Origin of the sequence: Rathayibacter sp. AY1A2 (genome assembly GCF_002930935.1) — a bacterium.
Classification (GTDB): Bacteria; Actinomycetota; Actinomycetes; order Actinomycetales; family Microbacteriaceae; genus Rathayibacter.
The window spans coordinates 19254-40713 of the sequence record NZ_PSTP01000026.1 but is presented as its reverse complement, the minus strand read 5'-3'; the positions used below and the strand labels follow the sequence as shown (position 1 = coordinate 40713).

The following is a 21460-nucleotide window of genomic DNA, read 5'->3' as shown; positions in this document are numbered from 1 at the left end:
CGTGAACTTCATCGTCTCGACGGCCAACCCGAAGGGCTCCGGAGCGACCGTCCCGGTCCCGACGGACTCCGCGGCTCCGCCCGCTCCGCCCTCGGCCGCGTCGCAGCCGTCGGTGCCGCTCGCCGACTCCGCGCCGCCGGCCTACGGGTCGCCGCCGCCCCCGCCGGCGTACCCCTCGGCGCCCGCCTACTCCTCCGCGCCCGGCCACCCCGCCGCCTACGCGGCCGCACCGGCGCCCGTCGTCCCGCGCACGCTGAGCCTCGTCGGGATGATCCTCGGCATCGTCGGCCTGGTCATCACGCTCTTCGCCGCCGGCTTCGGCTTCCTGCTGTCGGCTCCGGCCGTCGTGCTCGGATTCCTCGGACGCCGGCGCGAGCCGGCCGCACGCGGCTTCGCGCTGACCGCGATCATCACCGGGTTCGCCGGCATCGCCGTCTCGCTGATCTACCTGGCGGTCTTCCTCGTCTTCGTCGTGGTCGCCCTCGCCGCCGGCACCTCCGGCTACTGAGCCGGCGCGGGCCGCTCGACGCGCTCCGCGAGCAGCGCGCGGTGGCGCCCGGCGATCCGCGTCAGGATCAGCACCGCGCTGCCGGTGCCGGAGAGGCCCAGCCGCTTGCGGAAGCGGGCGGGGTCGACGTCCACCCCGCGCTTCTTGATCTCGAGCACGCCGATGCCGCGGGTGCGCAGCTCCTTCGCCAGCGTGCGCTCGTCCAGCGGCAGCTCGGCGAGGACCCGGAAGCTGCGGAGGAAGGGCGAGGCAGCCGCATCGTCGCCCGTCAGATAGGCGATGCCGGGCGAGAGCATCCGCGAGCCGCTGGAGCGCGCGAGCTCGCCCAGGAGGCGCGCGCGGATCGCGGAGCCGTCCGGCTCGTGCACGAACGCGCCGAGGGGGCCGACCTCCTCGTCCTCGCTGTCGCCCGCCGCGGTGAGCTCGGAGGAGCCGGTCGCGCCGAGCAGCAGAGCGGAGCGGCGCACGCCCGTGCGCGCCAGAGAACCGAACCAGAGCCCGGTCTCGACCAGCTCCCCGTCGACCGAGACCCACTGCGCCTCGGCGTCCCGCGGCAGGCGCTCGCGGTCGAAGCCGGGACCCACCTTCACGCCCACGGGACGATGCTCGGCCAGGCCGAACGCGAAGTCGAGCGAGGGGGAGTAGTCGTCCGGATCGTCGAGCCGGCGGGTCTCGCGGTGGCCCGCCGTGCGGCGTGCCGGGTCCAGGTAGACGGCGTCGAAGCCGTCGAGGTCGAAGGCCTCGGCCGTCGAGTGCACGGCGCTCGCCGCGGGGAACGGGGCGAGGTTGAAGCTGGCCAGGGTCGCGGTGACCTCGTCGGCCTCGACGGCGGTGACCGCCAGGTCGATCGCGGCCATCGCGAGGGCGTCGCCGCCGATCCCGCTGCCGAGGTCGGCGACGCGCGCCGCTCCCGCCGCGGCGAACCGGCCGGCGTGCAGGGCGGCGACGCGCAGCCGCGTCGCCTGCTCGAGTCCCGCGTCCGTGAAGAGCATCGAGCGGGCGAACTCTCCGAACTTCGCCTCCGCCTTCTGCCGGAGCCTCGCCTGGGTGAGCACCGCGGCGACGAGGACGGGGGAGTGGCCGGCGGCCCGGAGGCGTGCCACGGCCCGCACCAGGTCGTCGGACCGGTAGCCGTCGAGGGAGTCGAGGAGCCGGAGGCCCTCGGGGGAGAGGAGCTCGACCAGCTCGTCGCGTCGCATCCGGCCATGGTAGGCCACGGCTTCCCGGCGGGTCCGCCGCCCCGCTTGGCACTCTGATTGCACGAGTGCCAGCGGAGCCCCTACGATGGATCTAGCACTCTCGGAGCGTGTGTGCCAGAACCGCGTTCCGCCCACATCGTCGTCAAGAAAGAGGTCAACCGTGTCGGTGTCCATCAAGCCGCTCGAAGATCGCATCGTCATCAAGCAGGTCGAGGCGGAGCAGGTGACCGCTTCCGGTCTCGTCATCCCCGATACCGCCAAGGAGAAGCCGCAGGAGGGCGAGGTCGTCGCCGTCGGACCCGGTCGCATCGACGACAACGGCAACCGCGTGCCGCTCGACGTCGCCGTCGGCGACAAGGTGATCTACTCCAAGTACGGCGGAACCGAGGTCAAGTTCGGTGGCGAGGACCTGCTGGTCCTCTCCGCTCGCGACGTCCTCGCGGTCGTCGTCCGCTAGGCAGCATCCCTCGGAAGGGCCCGTCGACCTCGGTCGGCGGGCCCTTCCGTCGTTCCCGGTCCTCCTCGCGGCCAGTGGCCTGATCCGCCCGCTACGGGGCCGTCTCCCCACCCCGCGGCTGCGTAGCATCGGGGGAGTGACCAGCTCCCGCACCCCTGCCGAGTCCGTCTCGCCGTCCCCTTCGGACGTGCCCGTCGGCGAAGGAGTGGAGGCGCTCGGAGCGGCGGGACGCCCGGGCGGGATGTCCGGCACGGGGCTGCTGTTCGCGTTCTCGGCCTACCTGCTCTGGGGTGCGATGCCCCTCTACTTCATCGCGATGGCGCCGGCCTCGCCGTTCGAGATCGTCGCGTTCCGAGTGCTCTTCTCGCTCGTCTTCTGCGTGATCCTGCTCACGGTCCTCCGCGGCTGGCGCTCCTTCGGCGCGCTGCTGCGCCGCCCCCGCCTGCTCGGCGTGATGGCGATCGCGGGCGTGCTCATCTACGTCAACTGGCAGGTCTACGTGATCGCCACGACCACGGGCCACGTCATCGAGGCGGCCCTGGGCTACTTCATGAACCCGCTGGTCACGGTGCTGCTGGGCGTCCTGGTGCTGCGCGAGCGCCTCCGGCCACTGCAGTGGGCCGCGATGGGCGTCAGCGCGGTCGCGGTGCTGGTCATCGCGGTGGGCTACGGATCCTTCCCGTGGATCTCGCTCGCCCTCGCCTTCTCGTTCGGCCTCTACGGCCTGGTGAAGAGCCGCGTCGGCGGCACGGTGGACGCGGTCGGCGGACTGACGCTCGAGACGCTCTGGCTGACGCCGCTCGCCGTCGTGCAGCTGGCGGTCGTCGGCTCCACGGTGGGGCTGACCCTGACGACGGAGGGGACGGGGCACGCCCTCATCCTCGCCTCGGCCGGCATCGTCACGGCCGTCCCGCTGCTCCTGTTCGCGGGCGCCGCGCGCCGGCTCCCGCTGTCGATCGTCGGCTTCGTGCAGTACCTGACGCCGTTCCTGCAGTTCCTCGTCGGGGCCTTCGTCCTGCACGAGGAGATGCCGCTCGAGCGCTGGATCGGCTTCGCGCTGGTGTGGGCCGCCCTGGCGATCTTCTCAGGCGACCTCGTCGCCGCGGAGCGCAGACGGCGCCGATCCTCCGTCTGATCTGCGGAACGCGTCGTCCTGGCGCGGCGCGACAGCGGAATGGTAACGATCCGGTCGCGAAACGTATTGGTAACACCCCTGTATTGTTCACGGCTGCTTCGGAGGTTAGGTTGGCCGAGCGGTTGCCACCGGCGCCGCTCCCACTGACACACACCTCTCAAGGAGCAACATGGGCGTTTACGCGAAGGCCGGCTCGGCCCGCGCGCGGTCCCTCCGGGCAACCCTCAGCGGCGTCGCCATTCTGGGCGCCAGCGCTCTCGTCCTCGCCGGCTGCGCCGGCGGCGGCGACAGCGGATCGAGCGGCGACAGCGGCTCGGGCGACCTGTCCCTCAAGATCGGCACGATCCTCCCGCAGACCGGCACCCTCGCCGTCCTCGGCCCGCCCGAGATCGCGGGCGTCGACCAGGCGGTCGTCGACATCAACGACGCCAAGGCCGGCATCACGATCGACGTGGAGCAGAAGGACTCGGGCGACACCACGACCGACATCGCGACGCAGTCGGCCACGTCCCTCATCGCCGACAACGTCTCCGCCATCATCGGCGCGGCGTCCTCGGGCGTCTCGAAGACCTTCATCGACCAGGTGACCCAGGCGGGCGTCGTCCAGATCTCGCCGGCCAACACCTCGCCGGACTTCACGACCTACGACGACGACGGCTACTACTGGCGCACCGCTCCCTCGGACGTGCTCCAGGGCCGCATCCTCGGCAACAAGATCCTCGGCGACGGCAAGACCAACGTCTCGATCCTGTACATGAACGACGCGTACGGCACCGGCCTCGAGAAGAACATCAAGGAGACCCTCGAGGCGGGCGGAGCATCCGTCGCGGCCGAGGAGATCTTCGAGCCGGCCTCGACCGACTTCAACTCGGCGCTGACCTCGGTCCTCGCCCCGAACCCCGACGCGCTGGTCGTCATCTCGTTCGACGAGATCAAGACCATCGCGGAGCAGCTCTCGGCCAAGGGCTTCGACTTCTCGAAGCTCTACGGCACGGACGGCAACTACGGCGTCATCGGCGAGTCCGACACCAACGTCGACATCGCCGGCGCGCAGTTCACCAACCCGGGCGTCCAGGCGTCCGAGGACTTCCAGGGCAAGCTGCAGTCGCTCGTCGAGTCGCAGGGCAACGACGCGCTGACCGTGTTCAGCTATGCGCCGGAGTCGTACGACGCCACGGTCCTGACCGCTCTCGCCGCGCTCCAGGGCAAGGCGACGGACGGTGCGACCATCCGCGACAACCTCATGTCGGTCTCGGAGGGCGGCACCAAGTGCACGACCTTCGCCGACTGCGCGAAGCTCATCGCCGACGGCGAGGACGTCGACTACGACGGCCTCTCCGGCCCGATCTCGTTCGACGAGAACGGCGACACCAGCGAGGCCTCGGTCTCGATCTACAAGTACGGCACGGGCAACACCACCTCCTTCGAGGAGACCGTCGAGGGTTCGCTGAACTGACGACGCGGTGACGCGGCTCCTGCCGCATCCCTGAGGGGCTCGGTCTTCGGACCGGGCCCCTTCGCCGTTCCCGGAGGGCAGAGGCGGAGACGCGCCGGTCGCGCGGACGCAGCGAGGCGCGGCGGTCGTCCGCGCGGGCGTCCGCTGTCGGGTGCGGGCGGACGGCTGCGCGGCGTCCAGGGCCTGGCGTCGCGTCGAGGAGACACCCGGGAGGAGGAGCGGCTCGGACGGCCTGTGAACGCCTCCGAGCGCCTCTCCCGGCCTCGAGGGGCGCCCTGCCGGACCGCGGGCGGGAGCGACGACGTCGAGCGGGAACGCAGAAGCGCGCGCCCTCCCGAGGGAGGACGCGCGCTCGTGGAGTGCGGAGGACCTAGGAGGCGCGGAGCAGCTCCGCCTCCTGCGCCAGGCGGTACGTGACGAAGGAACGGCTGTAGTTGCGGCGCTTGCCGCCGGTGGTCTCGGCGATGACGACCTGGGCGTAGACGCCGACGACGCGCCAGCGCTCGTAGTCGCCGATCGCACCGGTGCCGAAGCCGGCTCCGAGTTCCACAGGGGCGGGGGTGTAGCTCTTCATGGTCGGCTCCTTCGAGGCGGACGACGCGGCGCTCGAGGCGCTGCGGGGAGGGGAGGAGATCGGCGACCGATCGCGGTCCCTACCGGGGGAGAGGGGAGCGGGACGTCCCCCTGCAGGGCTGTCCCGTGTCCCCAAAACTACGGCAGGCAGGGCGATATCCTGTCCCCCTCGTGGGGGTCGCTGGTGCGGAGAGACTCTCGCTGTCCTGCCCTCGTCCCGCGGACAGGAGACCGAGTGTCCAGACCGTCGTTCCGCCGACTTGCCGGGGGTTCGGCGGGCATCGCGGAGAGACCGGTGAAGGCGTGTCCGCGCCGGGAGAGCGGCTCCCTCGCCTCCCTTCTCCGGTACCCCGTGCCGGCGCATCTCCGGGCACCGAGCCGCCTGCCTTCCCGCCCTGCTCGGAGTGGTCTCCGAGCCGCCCGGCGCCCTGGGCGAGCGGCCCCGCCTCCGCCCCGGAGCCGCCCCGGCCCCTCGGCCCCGCTCGCGCCCGATCCGCGCCCCGGCAACGACGAAGGGCCCGCCGTCCGGAGACGACGGGCCCTTCGCAGCGGGGATCAGCCGCCGACGGTCGGGGTGCTCGTGGTGACCTCGTTGGTCGTCGCGAGCGTGCCCAGGTAGAGCTCGATGACCTTGGGGTCGTTCATCAGCTCCCGGCCCGCGCCCTCGTAGGCGTCGCGGCCCTGATCGAGGACGTAGCCGCGGTCGCAGATCTGCAGCGCCCGCCGCGCGTTCTGCTCGACGATCATGATCGAGACGCCCGCGCGGTTGATCCGCTGCACGTTGACGAACGTCTCGTCCTGCCGCATCGGGGACAGGCCGGCGCTGGGCTCGTCGAGCAGCAGCATCGACGGGTCCATCATCAGAGCCCGCGACATCGCCACCATCTGGCGCTCACCGCCCGAGAGCGACCCCGAGCGCTGCTTGAGCCGCTTGCTGAGCTCCGGGAAGAGCTCGGTGACGAACTCGAGCCGCTCCTTGTACAGCTTCGGCTTCTGGTACATGCCCATCTCGAGGTTCTCCTCGATGGTTAGCGACGGGAAGACGTTGTTGTTCTGCGGCACGAAGCCCACGCCCTTGGACACCAGCTTGTCGGCCTTGAGGCCGGTGATGTCCTCGCCGTTCAGCAGGACGGTGCCCTGGCGGATGTTGACCAGGCCGAACATCGCCTTCAGCAGCGTCGACTTGCCTGCACCGTTCGGGCCGATGATCCCGACGAGCTCGCCGCGCTTCACGTAGACGTTCGAGCCGTTGAGGATGTTGACCCCCGGCACGTAGCCCGCGTGCAGATCGTGCGTCTCGAGGGTGTTCGGAGTCGTCGTGTCGGCGGTCATCTCTCGTCCTTCTCGAATTCGACGGCCGGGGCGTCGGTCGTCGGGGCGACGCTCGTCGGCGCGGAGGCCGACGGGGACGCCGTTCCGGCCGCCGGAGCGTCGTGGCCGGGCGTCGGGATGCCGGCCTTATCCGCCTGCCGCTCCACGTCCTCGCGGACGAGGTCGGAGTCCATCTCCTCGGCGATCTCGAGCTGGCCCTCGATCGTGCCCAGGTCGGTGTCGTGGTGCGCGCCGAGGTACGCGTCGATGACGGCCGGGTCGTTCATCACGGTCGAGGGCGGGCCCTCGGCGACGACCTTGCCCTCGGCCATCACGATCACCCAGTCGGCGATCGTGTTGACCATGTGCATGTCGTGCTCGACGAAGAGCACGGTCATGCCCTCGTCCTTCAGGTTCACGATGTGACCGAGGAGCGACTGCGTCAGCGCCGGGTTCACGCCGGCCATCGGCTCGTCGAGCATGACGAGCTCGGGCTCCGACATCAGCGCCCGCGCCATCTCGAGCAGCTTCTTCTGGCCGCCCGACAGGCTCGACGCGTAGTCGTCCCGCTTGGTGTCCAGCTTGAACTTCTCGAGCAGGCGGATCGCGCGCTGCTCGATCGAGTCCTCCTCCTTCGACCACAGCGGGCGGATGAGCGAGGTGAAGATGTTCTCGCCCTTCTGCCCCTTCGCGCCGAGCAGCATGTTCTCGAGCACTGTCATGCCGCCGAGCGCCTTGGTGAGCTGGAACGTGCGCACCATGCCCATCCGCGACACCCGGTAGGCCGGGACGTTGGCGAGGTTCTTGCCCTTGAAGTTCCACTTGCCGGTGTTGGGCTTGTCGAAGCCCGTCAGCAGGTTGAAGAACGTGGTCTTGCCGGCCCCGTTCGGGCCGATCAGGGCGGTGATGGATCCGCGGGGGATCTCGAGGTGCTCGACGTCGACCGCGGTCAGGCCGCCGAAGCGGCGGCTGACGTTGTCGGCGACGACGATGGGGTCCTTCTTCCTGACCCCGGGGACGATTGCTTCCTCGGTGATGTCCGAGACCGGCGTCTTAGGCAAAGTGCAGATCCTTCTTCTTGCCGAAGATCCCCTGGGGTCTGAAGATCACCAGGAGCATGAGGGCTACCCCCACCACGATGAACCGGATGGGTCCGGTCTGCACGGTGGTGAGGCGGATGAGGTCGTTGTTGAGGACCCCGGTGTCGATCCCGAGCGTGAGCAGTCCGTCGGTCAGACCGAGGACGACCCAGAAGATGATCGAGCCGACGACGGGTCCGAAGACCGTCGCGGCGCCGCCCAGCAGCATGATCGTGTAGAGGAAGAACGTGAGCTGGGTGCCGTAGTTGTCGGGCTGGAGCGAGCGGGGGAGGATGAACAGCGCTCCTGCGAGGCCTCCGAGCACGCCGCCCAGGATGAGCGCCTGGATCTTGTACGAGAAGACGTTCTTGCCGAGCGAGCGCACGGCGTCCTCGTCCTCGCGGATGCCCTTGATGACGCGGCCCCAGGGGCTGCGCATCAGGAGGAACACCAGGAGGCAGGCCAGGAGCACGAGGCCCCAGCCGACGATCCGCACCCACCACTGGTCCTGGCTGTAGGTGAGCACGCCGATGCCCCAGCGGCCCTCGGGCAGCGGGTTGAGGTCGTTGAACGCCTTCGCCGCGCCGTTGATGCCCTCCGAGCCGCCGGTGATCGCCGAGAACTCGGGGGTCTTGACCGAGAGCCGGATGATCTCCGCCGCCGCGATCGTGACGATCGAGAGGTAGTCGGCCCGCAGCCGCAGCGTCGGGATGCCCAGGATGAGCGCGAAGACGGTCGCCGCGACGATCGTCGCGAGGAAGGAGCCCCAGACGGGCCATTCGAACTTGACCGAGGTGATGGCGAAGGCGTAGCCGCCCACTGCCATGAAGCCGGCCTGTCCGAAGTTGAGCAGCCCCGTGAATCCGAAGTGGATGACCAGGCCGATGGTCGCCAGCGCGTACGCGGCGACAGTGGGATCGACGATCTGCCCGATCGCCAGCCAGATGAAGTTGAGGTTCATGGTGTCCTAGCCGATCCGTTCCTTGCGGCCCAGGATTCCCTGCGGCCTGACCAGGAGGATGATGATCATGAGAACGAGCGGAGCCACGTACTTGAGGTTCTCCGGGATCCAGATCGTCGAGATGTTCATCATCAGTCCGATGATGAGCGAGCCGACCAGCGCGCCGTAGGCGGAGCCGAGTCCGCCGAGCGTGATCGCCGCGAAGATCAGCAGCAGGATCGACGCTCCCGTGTCCCAGCGCAGCGACTGGTAGTAGCCGATGTAGACGCCCGCCAGCGCGGCGAGAGCGCCCGACATCACCCAGACGACGCGGATGACGCGCTCGACGTTGATGCCCGAGGCGGAGGCGAGGGCCCGGTTGTCCGAGACCGCCCGCATCGCCTTGCCGATCTTCGTCTTCGTGAGGACGTAGGCCACGGCGACGATGCAGACGACGCCGACGACGGCGCCGACGATGTCGGTGAACTTCAGGCTGATCCCGAGCTCCGGCACCGTGAAGAACGGAGCGGTGCTGTTGGGGAGCGAGAGCCGGTCGGCTCCGAAGAAGAAGACGAACACGTAGCGCAGGGCCAGCGAGAGGCCGATCGTCACGATCATCAGCGGGATGAGCTGGATGCCCTTCTTCCGCAGCGGCTTCCAGAGCAGTCCGTCCTGGACGAAGCCGAAGGCCCCGCCGAGGATCACCGCGATCGGGATGGCCAGCAGCGCCGGGAGTCCGAAGACCCCGGAGAAGAGGTACGCCATCAGCGCGCCGAAGGTGACCAGCTCGCCGTGGGCGAAGTTGTTCAGGCCGGTCACGCCGTAGATCAGCGAGGCGCCGATCGCCGCGAGGGCGATCAGGAGCCCGAAGATCAGGCCGGTGACGACCTTCGGCCAGAAGATGATCCAGAACGTGTCGGCCGACACCGGCTGGTTCACCGCATTGGACGTGCCGTCGGGGTTCGTCGCGTCGTTGCCGGTCGTGCCCTCGGTCGCGGGGCTCGTCGGAGCCGCGGAGTCCGTCGGGACCGGGACGGTCGCTCCGGAGCCCTTCGGGTTGGCCGTCGAGACGATGAAGTTCACGATCTGGTTCTGCGAGGCGACGATCTTCACCTGCTTCGGGTTCTGACCCGCGGCGGGGTAGCCCTTGTCGGCGGGCAGGGACTCCTCGTCGACCGTCACCGTGTAGGTGCCCGCGGCGTCGAGGGGGAACGTGGCCCGGCCGTCCTCGCCGGTGGTCACGGTCGCGGAGGCGTCGCCGCCGATCTCGACGGTCACCCCCGTCAGGTTCTCGTTCGTCCCCTGCACGCGGACCCAGGCGATGATCGACTGGTCGGCGGTGGTGGCGGCGAGTGCGGCAGGGGCCGCCGCGGCGATCCCGGTGAGGGTCGCGGCGAGCAGACCCAGGGCCAGGAGCCGGTCTCGGAGCCTCGGGCGTCTCCTATCCACGGGGCGCCTCCCGGTCCGTCGGATGCAGGGTCGTCGAGCGCTGGCGGCGCATCGAACGGCTGGCTGTGAGCAAGACGTCTACCTCTCGTCAGGGTGCACAGACGGATGGGGTCTCCGGGCACGCCCGAATCGCCGTCGTCAAACAACGTTGGTTGACCATACGTTCCGCATGTGTCGGCGGTGTTTCACCGTCCGCACTTACGCGTGACGACATTATGAGGGAGAGGAGAGCGCTCCAGCGCCCATCCGCGGCCCGGCGGCCGCGCCGTCGAGGAATACCGCGGGCCCTGCGGCGCTTAAGATCGAACAACCGTGGCGCTCGTGAGCGGACTCCTCCCGTCCTCTCCGGGCTCCCGCACTCGACCTGCTAAGGGGCATTGATGGACCAGCCGGATCCCTTCGGATTCCTCGGACTCACCTACGACGACGTCATGCTCCTTCCGGGGCACACCGACGTCATCCCGAGCGAGGCCGACACGGCCTCCCGTCTCACCAAGCGCATCAGCGTGGCGACCCCGCTGCTCTCCGCGGCGATGGACACCGTCACCGAGGCGCGCATGGCGATCGCGATGGCCCGCCAGGGCGGCTTCGGCGTCCTGCACCGCAACCTCTCCATCGCCGACCAGGCCGACCAGGTCGACCGGGTGAAGCGGAGCGAGTCGGGCATGGTCTCGAACCCCGTCACCACCACCCCGGACGCCACCGTCGCCCAGGTGGACGACCTCTGCGGCCAGTACCGGATCAGCGGCCTCCCCGTCGTCGACTCCACCGGCGTGCTCGTGGGCATCATCACCAACCGCGACATGCGCTTCGTCTCGCCGTTCGAGAAGGCGACCACGCTCGTCCGCGACGTGATGACCAGCACCGGCCTGATCACGGGCCGCGTCGGCATCCCCGACAGCGAGGTCATCGCCCTCTTCGCGCAGCACAAGATCGAGAAGCTGCCGCTCGTCGACGCGCAGGGCAAGCTCGCCGGCCTCATCACGGTCAAGGACTTCGACAAGTCGGAGCAGTACCCCAACGCCACGAAGGACGACGAGGGCCGCCTCCGGGTCGGCGCCGCGATCGGCTTCTTCGGCGACGCCTGGCAGCGCGCCACCGCCCTGCTCGACGCGGGAGTCGACGTGATCGTCGTCGACACCGCCAACGGCGACTCCGCCGGCGTGCTCGACATCATCCGCCGCCTGAAGTCCGACTCCGCGTTCGCCGGCGTCGACGTCATCGGCGGCAACGTCGCGACCCGCTCCGGGGCGCAGGCCCTCGTCGACGCGGGCGCCGACGCCATCAAGGTCGGCGTCGGCCCCGGCTCGATCTGCACCACCCGCGTCGTCGCCGGCGTCGGAGTCCCGCAGGTCACCGCGGTCTACGAGGCGTCCCTCGCCGCGCGCGAGTCCGGCGTGCCGGTGATCGCCGACGGCGGCCTCCAGTACTCCGGCGACATCGCCAAGGCGCTCGTCGCCGGCGCCGACACCGTGATGCTCGGCTCGCTCCTCGCGGGCTGCGAGGAGAGCCCCGGCGACCTCGTGTTCCAGAACGGCAAGCAGTTCAAGACCTACCGCGGCATGGGCTCCCTCGGCGCCCTGCAGACCCGCGGCGAGCGGACCTCCTACTCGAAGGACCGCTACTTCCAGTCGGACGTGCCCACCGACGACAAGCTGATCGCCGAGGGCATCGAGGGCCAGGTGCCCTACCGCGGCCCGCTCGCGAACGTGGCGTACCAGCTCGCCGGCGGGCTCCGCCAGTCGATGTTCTACGTCGGAGCGCGCACCATCCCCGAGCTGAAGGAGCGCGGGAAGTTCGTGCGCATCACGGCGGCCGGGCTGAAGGAGTCGCACCCGCACGATGTGCAGATGGTGGTGGAGGCGCCGAACTACCGGCGCTGAGGGGTCTGGTGGGGGCCGGCGGCGGATCGGGATCGCGGCCCCTCTGCCCGATGGGCCTGCGGCCCATACGCCCACCACGCCGGAGGGGCCGGGATCCCGATCCGCCGCCTCCCTCCGGGAGACGAGCACCGATTCTCGGCTGAGGGGCGGGGGACGCAGCGCGAGCGGCGCGGGGCGCCGCCGCGACTGCGGGGGGAGGGCCTCCGCCTTTCCGCATGCGGGGGAGTGGTCGTGCCTCACCGCGTGAGCGCGACGGAGTGGGGACTGGCGTCCCGTGTCCCAGCAAGTCGTCGTCGCGGCCGCGCAGGCTTCACCTGCTGGTGGTGTGCGCCCGCTCGCGTCGATCGCGGCCTGGTGTGGAGCCCGGTGGGAGCGGAAGCAAGCGATCCGCTTTCCAGCGGATCGGCGTAGCGCGGACGCGTGACGCTCTGCGGAACGCGACCGCCCGCTCGGGCCGACCGCGGGCGAGCGGCGAGCGGAGCGAGGAGCGAGCCACGGCTGATACCGCTCAGCGGTGACCGGCGATCCGCGTGCGAGCGGATCGTCGTAGCGCGGACGCGGGACGCTCTTGGGAACGCGACCGCCCGCTCGGGCCGACCGCGGGCGAGCGACGAGCGGAGCGAGGAGCGAGCCACAGTAAACTCTGCGTCATGGAGATCGAGATCGGGCGCGCCAAGCGCGCCCGCCGCGCGTACGCCTTCGACGACATCGCCGTCGTCCCGAGCCGCCGGACGCGCGACCCCGAGGTCGTGTCGGTGAAGTGGTCGATCGACGCGTACCAGTTCGCGACGCCGATCCTCGCCGCGCCGATGGACTCGGTGGTGTCGCCGGCGACGGCGATCCGGCTCGGGCATCTGGGGGCGCTGGGCGTCCTCGACCTCGAGGGTCTGTGGACGCGGTACGAGGACCCGGAGCCGCTGCTCGAGGAGATCCGTCGGCTTCCGGCCGAGACCGCGACGCAGCGGATGCAGGAGATCTACTCCGCTCCGATCCGCCCCGAGCTGGTGACCGCGCGCCTGGCCGAGATCCGCGCCGCGGGCGTGATCGTCGCCGGGGCCCTGTCGCCCCAGCGGACCGCGGAGCTGTACCAGACCGTCGTCGACGCCGGGGTCGACGTGTTCGTCATCCGCGGCACGACCGTCTCGGCCGAGCACGTCTCGCGCGACACCGAGCCGCTGAACCTCAAGAAGTTCATCTACGAGCTCGACGTGCCCGTCATCGTCGGCGGCGCCTCCACCTACACCGCGGCCCTGCACCTCATGCGCACGGGCGCCGCGGGCGTCCTCGTCGGGTTCGGCGGCGGTGCCGCCTCCACCACCCGCACGACGCTCGGCATCCAGGCTCCGATGGCGACCGCGGTCGCCGATGTCGCCGGCGCTCGCCGCGACTACCTCGACGAGTCGGGCGGACGCTACGTGCACGTCATCGCGGACGGCGGCCTCGGCACCTCCGGCGACATCGTGAAGGCCGTCGCGGTGGGCGCGGACGCCGTGATGCTCGGCTCGGCGCTGGCCCGCGCGACCGACGCTCCCGGCGGGGGCTGGCACTGGGGCGCGGAGGCGCACCACCCGCAGCTGCCGCGCGGCCGCCGCGTCGAGGTCGGCACCGTCGGCACCCTCGAGCAGGTCCTCTACGGCCCGGCAACCGGCGCCGACGGCACGGCGAATCTCATCGGCGCCCTGCGCCGCTCGATGGCGACGACCGGCTACTCCGACCTCAAGGAGTTCCAGCGGGTCGAGGTCGTCGTCGCGCCGTACCAGCCCAGCTGACGCTCACCGACCGAGGCGATCCTGACCGTCGAGGCCGCCGCGAACAGCGGGCTCCCTCGACGGCCCGGGGGTCCCTGGACGCGGCGGACGCCGGCGCGGGTCGGCCGGACGGGCTGGCGTCGTAGGCCTCGCGCCAGCCCGGCGGACGACGCTGCGGACCCGCGCGCGCGGATCCGGTCTTCCCGGCGCTTCTCGGCGAGAAGCACGAGCTCGGGCGAGCGGCCCCCGAGGAACGCCGGGTCGGTTCGGATCGACGGTGGTCTGCGCGAGATCCGAGACGGCGAGTCCGTCGATCAGTGCGGGTGAGGGCGGACGCGCGCTCCGCGACGCCGTTCCACGTCCGGCTGCCCGGGTCCGTCGCCCCTCGACATGCACGGTCTCCGCAAGAGGCTCGACCAAGGGGCGTCCCGGACCGCCGCCGCCGCCGCCGACTCGCGGAGGACGAAGGGCGCGCTCCAGGTCGCGGCCACGGCGTCGATCCGCGCCCGCTGCCGCTCGTCCGCGGAGGCCCCCGCCCACTCGCCGGTCCGCGCGTACCGCGGCGCAGCCGCACGGACTCGTCCGACCGGCCTCACGCCCCGCCTCGATAGATCCCCACTGCACGCTTCCGCCCCCCTTTCCCTCCCTCCGCTCCTCCTGTGGAGACTCCCCCCACCCCCTGTGGACAGCGAGGGACGCAGGACCGCCGAGGCCGCCGGGAAACTGCGGGATCCCTCGACGGGTCGGGGTTCCCTCGGCAGGAGGGCTCCGCACGCGCCTAAGCTGGAAGTCCCGAGTGGGAGCGCCGCACGGCGCGGAGGGAGCACGCATGGTCGAGGTCCGCAGGGTCAAACTGCCCGGTGTCGGCGTTCTGCACACGTTCCTGACGGCCGACGGCGGCAAGGTCGGGGTCATCGCCCACCGCTCCGGCCACAGCGACCTGATCACGTTCGCCGAGGGCGACCAGGACGGCGCCAAGGTGTCGCTCCGCCTGAGCGACGACGAGGCGCACACCCTCGCCGAGCTGCTCGGCGGCACGCAGATCACGGAGTCGCTGACCGCGCTCGACCAGATCCCGGGCCTCTCGATCGACTGGTTCACCGTGGACTACGACGACCACATCGCCGGACAGCAGCTCGGCAAGCCCGCCGACCGCGGGATCGTCGGGCTGACCGTCGTCGCCGTGGTCCGGGGCGACGCCGCCAATCCGGCGCCGGCCCCCGACTTCCGCGTCTTCCCCGGCGACACCCTCGTGGTCGCCGGCAGCCCCGAGAAGGTCGCCAAGGCGTTCGCGTTCTTCCGCACCGGCAGCTTCGCCAAGACGGTCGACGCCCCGCCCGGAGCCTGAGGATGCACCACGGCGAAGACCTCATCGTCCTCGGCGTCCTGTTCGTCGTCGCCTACGTCCTCGGCCGGCTGGGGAGGACGATCGGGCTCCCGGCCATCCCGATCTACATGGTCGTCGGGCTCCTCGCGAGCCCGAACTTCCACCTCTTCCCGCTCGACTTCGAGTCGAGCTACATCGAGCTGACCGCGGTCTTCGGGCTGATACTCCTGCTGTTCAACCTCGGCCTGGAGTTCGACCAGGACGAGTTCTTCGGGAACGCCGGCCGCCTGATCCTCTCCGGCGGCTCCTACATCGCGGTCAACATGGCCGTCGGCCTCGGCTTCGGCTTCGCGCTGGGCTGGGGGAGCCGCGAGGCGCTGATCATCGCCGGCATCACGGCGACGAGCTCGAGCGCGATCGTCACCAAGCTGCTGATCGAGCTCAAGCGCCTGGCGAACCCCGAGACGCCGATGATCCTGGGCGTCACGGTCGTCGAGGACATCTTCATCGCGGTCTACCTGGCGATCGTGTCCGTCGTGCTCTCGGGCGAGACGGAGCCGTGGCCGGTGGTGCTCAAGCTCGTCATCGCGTTCGCGTTCCTCGTGGTGATGTTCGCGATCGCCCGCTGGGGCGGGAAGGTCGTCTCCCGCTTCTTCCGCACTCGCGACGACGAGCTGTTCACGATCCTGTTCTTCGGTCTCGCCATCCTGTTCGGCGGCATCGGCGAGGTCCTCGGAGTGACGGACGCCATCGGCGCGTTCCTGATCGGACTGGTCATCGGAGCGACGCGGTTCCGGTCGAGGGTCGAGCACATCGCGATCCCGCTGCGCGACGTGTTCGGCGCGTTCTTCTTCGTCAACTTCGGTCTCGGGCTGGATCCCGGCGCGTTCCCGAGCGTCGTGGTCCCGGTGCTGATCGCCGCGGTGATGACCATCGTCCTCAACCTCGGCGCGGGGCAGTTCGTCGCGTGGCTCAACAAGCTCGGACCGCGCGCGGGCCTGAACGCGGCGTTCATCCTGCACAACCGCGGCGAGTTCGCGCTCATCCTGGCGACGCTCTCGCTCTCGGCGGGGCTCGACGAGCGGATCCAGCCCTTCGCCGGCCTCTACGTGCTGATCATGGCGATCGTCGGGCCGATCCTCGCCTCGCGCTCCGAGAGCATCGGCGCGTTCCTCTCGCGGCGGCGGCACCGCCCGGCACCCGCAGCGGCCACGGCCATGGACGAGGAGGACTTCGCGCTCGTGGAGGCGGCGATGGCCGCGCCCGCCGTCTCCGCGGAGGAGGCCCCCGCTCCTCCGAGGCGCCCCGCGGAGCCGGACGAGCTCGACGACGAGTTCCCCGATCCGATGCGCCAGGCGCTCATCGACCAGGCGATGCAGCAGTCCGACGGCGCCGACGACGCCCGGCCCCGCCGCCCGAGGGAGCCCGACTACTGATCCCACGGAGCTCCCACACTCACGGGTTAGGCTCGATCCGGCCCGCGGGACACCGCACGGATCGAGGGCGGACGAGGGACGAATGACGCAGAGCACGGTCGGGCAGGTGGCCCGGCGCCCGCGCTGGATCGCCGCGCTGGCGCTCGCACTCCTGATCGCCGGGCTCTTCGCCGCGCTCGGGCAGTGGCAGGTCGGCCGCGCGGTCGAAGCCGCCGCGCCCGACTCCGGAGTGTCGGAGACGACGCTCCCGCTCGCCGAGGTCGCGACCCCCTCCCGCTCGATCACGGCGACCGCCGACGGACAGCGCGTGGAGGGCTCGTCCGTCTTCGTGCCGGGCGGTGCCGAGATCCTCGGCGGCCGCCTGAACGGCGAGCAGCCGGGCTGGTGGGTCATCGCCCGTACCCGCACCGCCGACGCCGATCTGGTGCTCGCCTACGGCTGGACGCAGGACGAAGCGCAGGCGCAGTCCGTCGCGGACGCGCTCAACAGCGGGAGCGAGCAGGCGCCCTCCTCCTTCATCGGCCGCCTCGTGGCCAACGAGGCCGCGGAGGCGCCGGCGGAGGGCCTGGACCCCGCCACCCTCACCGCGCTCTCCGTCCCCGCGCTGATCAACCGCTGGCCGGACCCGCCGCAGGACGTCTACCAGGGCTACGTCGTCGTCGACGAGCCGGTCGCCGGCCTCGAGGCCATCGACTCCCCGGCGCGCGTGAGCGACGTCTCGCTGAACTGGCTCAACGTCTTCTACGCGATCGAGTGGGTCGTCTTCGCCGGCTTCGCCCTCTACCTCTGGTTCCGCCTCGTCAAGGACGCGTGGGAGCGCGAGGCCGAGGAGGCGCTCGACGCCGAGGAGCGCGCCCGCGCCGACCTGGGCGACCGGGCCGAGGCCCCCGCCCCCGCACCGTAAACTGGTCGTCATGCCCCTCGAGCCCAAGCCCGCGCAGTTCCCTGCGATCCGGAGCGCGCTGCGCTTCTACCGGGTGACCTCGATCATCACCGGCGTGATGCTGCTCCTGCTCTGCGCGGAGATGCTGCTCAAGTACGTCTTCCACCTCGAGCTGTTCGCCTTCGGCCAGCAGGGCGTCCTGCACTTCGCCCCGATGTACGAGGTGCCCGGAGGCGAGTTCACGTCGAGCGGCACCGGCGCGAACCTGTCCACCGGCATCCTGATCGCGCACGGCTGGTTCTACGTCGTCTACCTCTTCGCCGACTTCCGCCTGTGGAGCCTCATGCGCTGGCCGTTCACGCGATTCGTGCTCATCGCGCTCGGCGGCGTGGTGCCCACCCTCTCCTTCTTCGTCGAGACCCGCATCGCCCGCGAGGTCGAGCAGTACCTCGAGCGCCGGACCGCCGGCACCGACCCGAAGACCCCGACCGACTCCGTGGAGGCCCCCCATTAGCGAGCAGCCCACCGCTCCCCAGCCGCACCTGGCCGCGCAGCCCGTCCTCGTCGTCGACTTCGGCGCGCAGTACGCGCAGCTGATCGCCCGCCGGGTCCGCGAGGCGAACGTCTACTCCGAGATCGTGCCCTCCAACGCCACGGCCGCCGAGATCGCCGCGAAGTCGCCCGTCGGCATCATCCTCTCGGGCGGCCCCTCCAGCGTGTACGAGGAGGGCGCCCCGCAGCTCGACCCCGCGATCTTCGACCTCGGGGTCCCGGTCCTGGGCATCTGCTACGGCTTCCAGGTGATGGCGAAGACGCTCGGCGGCGAGGTCGCCAACACGGGGCTGCGCGAGTACGGAGCGACGGACGCCGCCCTCTCGACCGACGGTGGCGTGCTCCTCGGCGAGCAGCCCGCCGACCAGACGGTGTGGATGAGCCACGGCGACTCGGTCGCACAGGCGCCCGAGGGCTTCGAGGTCCTCGCCTCCACGAGCTCCACCCCGGTCGCCGCCTTCGGCAACGACGAGCGCCGTCTCTACGGCGTGCAGTGGCACCCCGAGGTCAAGCACTCCGCCTACGGCCAGGCCGTCATCGAGAACTTCCTCCACCGCGCCGCGGGCATCCCGGCCGACTGGAACTCCTCCAACGTGATCGACGACCAGGTCGCCGTGATCCGCGAGCAGGTCGGCACCGGACGCGTCATCTGCGGCCTGTCCGGCGGAGTCGACTCCGCCGTCGCCGCTGCGATCGTGCACCGTGCCATCGGCGACCAGCTCACCTGCGTCTTCGTCGACCACGGACTCCTCCGCAAGGACGAGCGCCGCCAGGTCGAGGAGGACTACGTCGCCGCGACCGGCGTCCGCCTGGTCACCGTCGACGCGCGCGAGCAGTTCCTCGACGCGCTCGCCGGCGTCAGCGACCCGGAGCAGAAGCGCAAGATCATCGGCCGCGAGTTCATCCGCACCTTCGAGGCCGCCGCCGAAGCGCTCGTGCTCGAAGCGCAGGGCGAGGGCGAGACGATCGACTTCCTCGTCCAGGGCACGCTCTACCCCGACGTCGTCGAATCCGGCGGCGGGACCGGCACCGCCAACATCAAGTCCCACCACAACGTCGGCGGACTCCCCGAGGACCTGCAGTTCGCCCTCGTCGAGCCGCTCCGCACCCTCTTCAAGGACGAGGTCCGCGCGATCGGCCGCGAGCTCGGCCTCCCCGAGGTCATCGTCGGCCGCCAGCCCTTCCCCGGACCCGGCCTCGGCATCCGCATCGTCGGCGAGGTCACCCAGGAGCGGCTCGACCTCCTCCAGGACGCCGACGCCATCGTCCGCGCCGAGCTCACCGCCGCCGGCCTCGACACCGAGATCTGGCAGTGCCCCGTCGTCCTCCTCGCCGACGTCCGCTCCGTCGGAGTCCAGGGCGACGGCCGCACCTACGGCCACCCCATCGTCCTGCGCCCCGTCTCCTCGGAAGACGCGATGACCGCCGACTGGACCCGCCTGCCCTACGACCTCCTCGCCAGAATCTCCAACCGCATCACCAACGAGGTGAGCGGCGTGAACCGGGTGGTGCTGGATGTGACGTCCAAGCCCCCCGGCACCATCGAGTGGGAGTGATTCCGCGGGTCTCCGCACGGTCATCTGCGGCGTTGTCGGCGGTTGCGATACCTCCGGTATCGCGCCCTTCTCCGCCTTGCAGCTGACCGCGCGGAGACCCGCGGAACGTCAGGAACGGCTCCCTTCGAAGGGGGCCGTTTCTTGTTGAGGGGAGCGGGTGGGGGAACGAGCCCCTGCGGGGCCGTTCCCGGGTGCAGGTAGAGGGGAACGAGCCCCTGCGGGGCCGTTCCCGGGATGCAGGTCGGGGAACGAGCTCAGGTGGCTGTTCAGGGAACGGGTGGCCGCGGTTCGGCCGGGGGATCGGTCGGGGTTGACCGGTGCCTGGCGAGGCGTTCCGAGTGGCGGTCAGCGGGACGAGGCCCTGCGGGGACGTTCCTGGGGTGCCGGCGGAGAAGCGAGCTCCTGCCGAGCGGTCGGGGAACGCGGGTCGGCGCTGGTCCGGGGGCCGAGGTGCAGGCGGCAGGCTCGCGAGCGCGGGTCAGGCGGGGGTGTCGAGCACGCCGATGAAGCGGGTGCCGATGCCGTCGTACTCGTCGCGGCGGTGGCCCTCGGGGTGGTGCGGCCAGGAGGCGGGGGAGTGGTCCTCGCAGACGAGGAACGTGAACTCGGGCCACCACTTCTTCGGGCGGGCGGCCTCGGAGCGGCCGCAGACGGCGCAGTCGAGGGTCACCCACACGGGACGCCTGCCGGTGCGGTTCGCGCGCGACTGGACGAGCCAGGCGGGCGGATCCTGCTCGAGGGCGGCGAGCTCCTCCTCCGACAGACGGGTGGGGATGCCGTGCCGCGTCGCCATCTCGAGGGGGATGTCGAGGCGCTGAGCGGCCTCGCGACGCGTGATCATCCGGCCACCCTAACCCAGCGCCGCGCGCGGACCCCGAGGCCGCAGCGACGCGCGCGCGAGCAGCCACTCCAGCGGGCCCTGCCCCACGAGCCGCCTCCAGAGGAGAGCGGCGACGATCGAGCCGACCACGAAGACGCCGAGCAGCGTCCAGCTGCGCCACGCCTCGAAGTCGAACGGCTCGTACGGGACCAGGTACACCGCCAGCGCCACGAGCTGCAGCGAGTAGATCGTCAGCGGCATCGCACCGACGGCCGCGATCGGAGTCGCCGCCCGTGCCAGGAGCGGCAGCCGCTGCAGCAGAGCCGTCAGCGCGCCGAGGACCACGCAGGCGACCCCGCCCGCCCCGAGGAGCTCGGCGGTGGTGCTGGCGTGCGCCTCCACCGCCTCCGGACCCCCGAGCAGCAGCCCGCCGCCGTAGCCGAGCACGGCCGAGACGGCGCCGCCGACGACGACCCAGCGCTGGGTGGTCGCGGACCGGACGTCGCAGCGCGCGATCAGGAGGCCGAGTACCACGTACGCCAGCCACGACGGCACCGGGTAGTACTGGGTGAGCCAGATGAGGGGCTGCGCGGCCAGGAGCGCCTCGTCGGGCGACAGGGTCGAGAGCCAGGAGCCGCCGGCGCTCGTCAGCGCGTCGACCGCGAGGGGCCCGGCGATCGCCGCGACCGCGACCAGCAGGGCGAGGACCGCCCGCGGCAGGAAGAGCAGCAGCGCCGCGACGAGGAACATCACCCCGTAGTGCGGCAGGATCACCGCGATCGGCGTCCCGAGCAGGGTGAGGGCGACGCCGATGACGAGCAGGTACAGCCCGCGGAGCAGGATCGATCCCGTGTCCTGCCAGGGCCGCGAGGAGCGCTGTGCGCCGCCCGTCATCAGCCCGATCGACACTCCCGCCAGCACGGCGAAGAGGACGGAGCTGCGGCCGTTCCAGAGCATCTCGCTCTCGACGGGGGCGAGGTGGGCGGCGAACATGCCGAGGACGGCCAGGCCGCGTGCGACGTCGAGGCCGACGATCCGGAAGTCTGCGGCGCTCATCCCTCCATCGTGCCAGGCGCTCCCGGCAGTGCACCGGGAACGACGCTGAGGCCGGGAACGACGACGGGCGCCCGACCCGGAGGTCGAGCGCC

At 71.1% G+C, this 21460-nt stretch carries 19 protein-coding genes; 11 read left to right on the top strand and 8 right to left on the bottom strand.

What is annotated here, in order from left to right:
- Positions 1-508 (top strand): hypothetical protein (locus C5B93_RS17390; protein WP_181068418.1); only part of this gene is annotated, 508 nt, incomplete at its 5' end.
- Here C5B93_RS17390 and C5B93_RS15800 read toward each other — a convergent pair.
- The gene (locus tag C5B93_RS15800; RefSeq protein ID WP_104292894.1) at positions 502-1707 is read right to left on the bottom strand and encodes an SAM-dependent methyltransferase; all 1206 of its coding nucleotides are present in this window, start codon (positions 1705-1707) and stop codon (positions 502-504) included. The two genes, C5B93_RS17390 and C5B93_RS15800, sit on opposite strands and share 7 nt — an antisense overlap.
- A gap of 160 nt (positions 1708-1867) precedes the next feature.
- Here C5B93_RS15800 and groES point away from each other — a divergent pair, with 160 nt between their 5' ends.
- From groES to C5B93_RS15785, 3 genes are all read left to right on the top strand, one after another.
- Positions 1868-2164 (top strand): co-chaperone GroES, encoded by a 297-nt coding sequence (groES, locus tag C5B93_RS15795; RefSeq protein WP_097167691.1) that lies wholly within the window; start codon positions 1868-1870, stop codon positions 2162-2164.
- A 241-nt stretch (positions 2165-2405) separates the two neighbouring features.
- Positions 2406-3299: an EamA family transporter RarD gene (gene rarD / locus C5B93_RS15790; RefSeq protein WP_104224726.1), complete on the top strand. Its 894-nt coding sequence runs from the start codon at positions 2406-2408 to the stop codon at positions 3297-3299.
- A 169-nt stretch (positions 3300-3468) separates the two neighbouring features.
- Entirely contained in the window at positions 3469-4755 is a 1287-nt protein-coding gene (locus C5B93_RS15785; RefSeq protein ID WP_104292893.1) for an ABC transporter substrate-binding protein, read from the top strand.
- Positions 4756-5125: 370 nt separating this feature from the next.
- Here the strand turns inward: C5B93_RS15785 and C5B93_RS15780 are convergent, their stop codons facing one another.
- The 5 genes from C5B93_RS15780 to C5B93_RS15760 all read right to left on the bottom strand — a co-directional run bounded on the left by C5B93_RS15780 (position 5126) and on the right by C5B93_RS15760 (position 10107).
- Positions 5126-5329 carry a hypothetical protein gene (locus tag C5B93_RS15780; protein ID WP_104234164.1) on the bottom strand — a complete coding sequence of 68 codons (204 nt, stop codon included), beginning with the start codon at positions 5327-5329 and terminating at the stop codon, positions 5126-5128.
- Positions 5330-5883: 554 nt separating this feature from the next.
- Positions 5884-6660, bottom strand: coding sequence for an ABC transporter ATP-binding protein (locus C5B93_RS15775; protein WP_104224729.1), 777 nt, complete (start codon positions 6658-6660; stop codon positions 5884-5886).
- Complete coding sequence (locus C5B93_RS15770; RefSeq protein ID WP_104234165.1) at positions 6657-7700, bottom strand: ABC transporter ATP-binding protein; 1044 nt, start codon at positions 7698-7700, stop codon at positions 6657-6659. Before C5B93_RS15770 ends, C5B93_RS15775 begins: the two co-directional genes overlap by 4 nt.
- Positions 7693-8679 carry a branched-chain amino acid ABC transporter permease gene (locus C5B93_RS15765; protein ID WP_104224731.1) on the bottom strand — a complete coding sequence of 329 codons (987 nt, stop codon included), beginning with the start codon at positions 8677-8679 and terminating at the stop codon, positions 7693-7695. The genes C5B93_RS15770 and C5B93_RS15765 overlap by 8 nt, the downstream gene beginning before the upstream one ends.
- Before the next feature lie 6 nt (positions 8680-8685).
- Positions 8686-10107 carry a branched-chain amino acid ABC transporter permease gene (locus C5B93_RS15760; protein WP_104224732.1) on the bottom strand — a complete coding sequence of 474 codons (1422 nt, stop codon included), beginning with the start codon at positions 10105-10107 and terminating at the stop codon, positions 8686-8688.
- A gap of 380 nt (positions 10108-10487) precedes the next feature.
- Between C5B93_RS15760 and guaB the strand changes: the two genes are divergently transcribed.
- The 7 genes from guaB to guaA all read left to right on the top strand — a co-directional run bounded on the left by guaB (position 10488) and on the right by guaA (position 19492).
- Positions 10488-11990 (top strand): IMP dehydrogenase, encoded by a 1503-nt coding sequence (gene guaB, locus C5B93_RS15755; RefSeq protein ID WP_104256107.1) that lies wholly within the window; start codon positions 10488-10490, stop codon positions 11988-11990.
- A 650-nt stretch (positions 11991-12640) separates the two neighbouring features.
- Positions 12641-13759, top strand: a complete 1119-nt coding sequence (locus C5B93_RS15750; RefSeq protein WP_104292892.1) for a GuaB3 family IMP dehydrogenase-related protein — start codon at positions 12641-12643, stop codon at positions 13757-13759.
- 808 nt (positions 13760-14567) lie between these two features.
- The gene (locus C5B93_RS15745) at positions 14568-15086 is read left to right on the top strand and encodes a cation:proton antiporter regulatory subunit (RefSeq protein ID WP_068256939.1); all 519 of its coding nucleotides are present in this window, start codon (positions 14568-14570) and stop codon (positions 15084-15086) included.
- Positions 15087-15088: 2 nt separating this feature from the next.
- On the top strand, positions 15089-16501 hold the full coding sequence (locus C5B93_RS15740; RefSeq protein ID WP_104234167.1) for a cation:proton antiporter: 1413 nt from the start codon (positions 15089-15091) through the stop codon (positions 16499-16501).
- A gap of 82 nt (positions 16502-16583) precedes the next feature.
- Complete coding sequence (locus C5B93_RS15735; protein WP_104292891.1) at positions 16584-17405, top strand: SURF1 family cytochrome oxidase biogenesis protein; 822 nt, start codon at positions 16584-16586, stop codon at positions 17403-17405.
- Positions 17406-17415: 10 nt separating this feature from the next.
- Positions 17416-17898, top strand: a complete 483-nt coding sequence (locus tag C5B93_RS15730) for a DUF3817 domain-containing protein (protein WP_104234169.1) — start codon at positions 17416-17418, stop codon at positions 17896-17898.
- 28 nt (positions 17899-17926) lie between these two features.
- Positions 17927-19492 (top strand): glutamine-hydrolyzing GMP synthase, encoded by a 1566-nt coding sequence (gene guaA / locus C5B93_RS15725; protein WP_104227304.1) that lies wholly within the window; start codon positions 17927-17929, stop codon positions 19490-19492.
- Positions 19493-19970: 478 nt separating this feature from the next.
- Here the strand turns inward: guaA and C5B93_RS15720 are convergent, their stop codons facing one another.
- Positions 19971-20333 (bottom strand): DUF5997 family protein, encoded by a 363-nt coding sequence (locus tag C5B93_RS15720; protein ID WP_104224739.1) that lies wholly within the window; start codon positions 20331-20333, stop codon positions 19971-19973.
- Positions 20334-20342: 9 nt separating this feature from the next.
- On the bottom strand, positions 20343-21368 hold the full coding sequence (locus C5B93_RS15715) for a DUF418 domain-containing protein (protein WP_104292890.1): 1026 nt from the start codon (positions 21366-21368) through the stop codon (positions 20343-20345).
- Between the last annotated feature and the right edge of the window lie 92 nt (positions 21369-21460).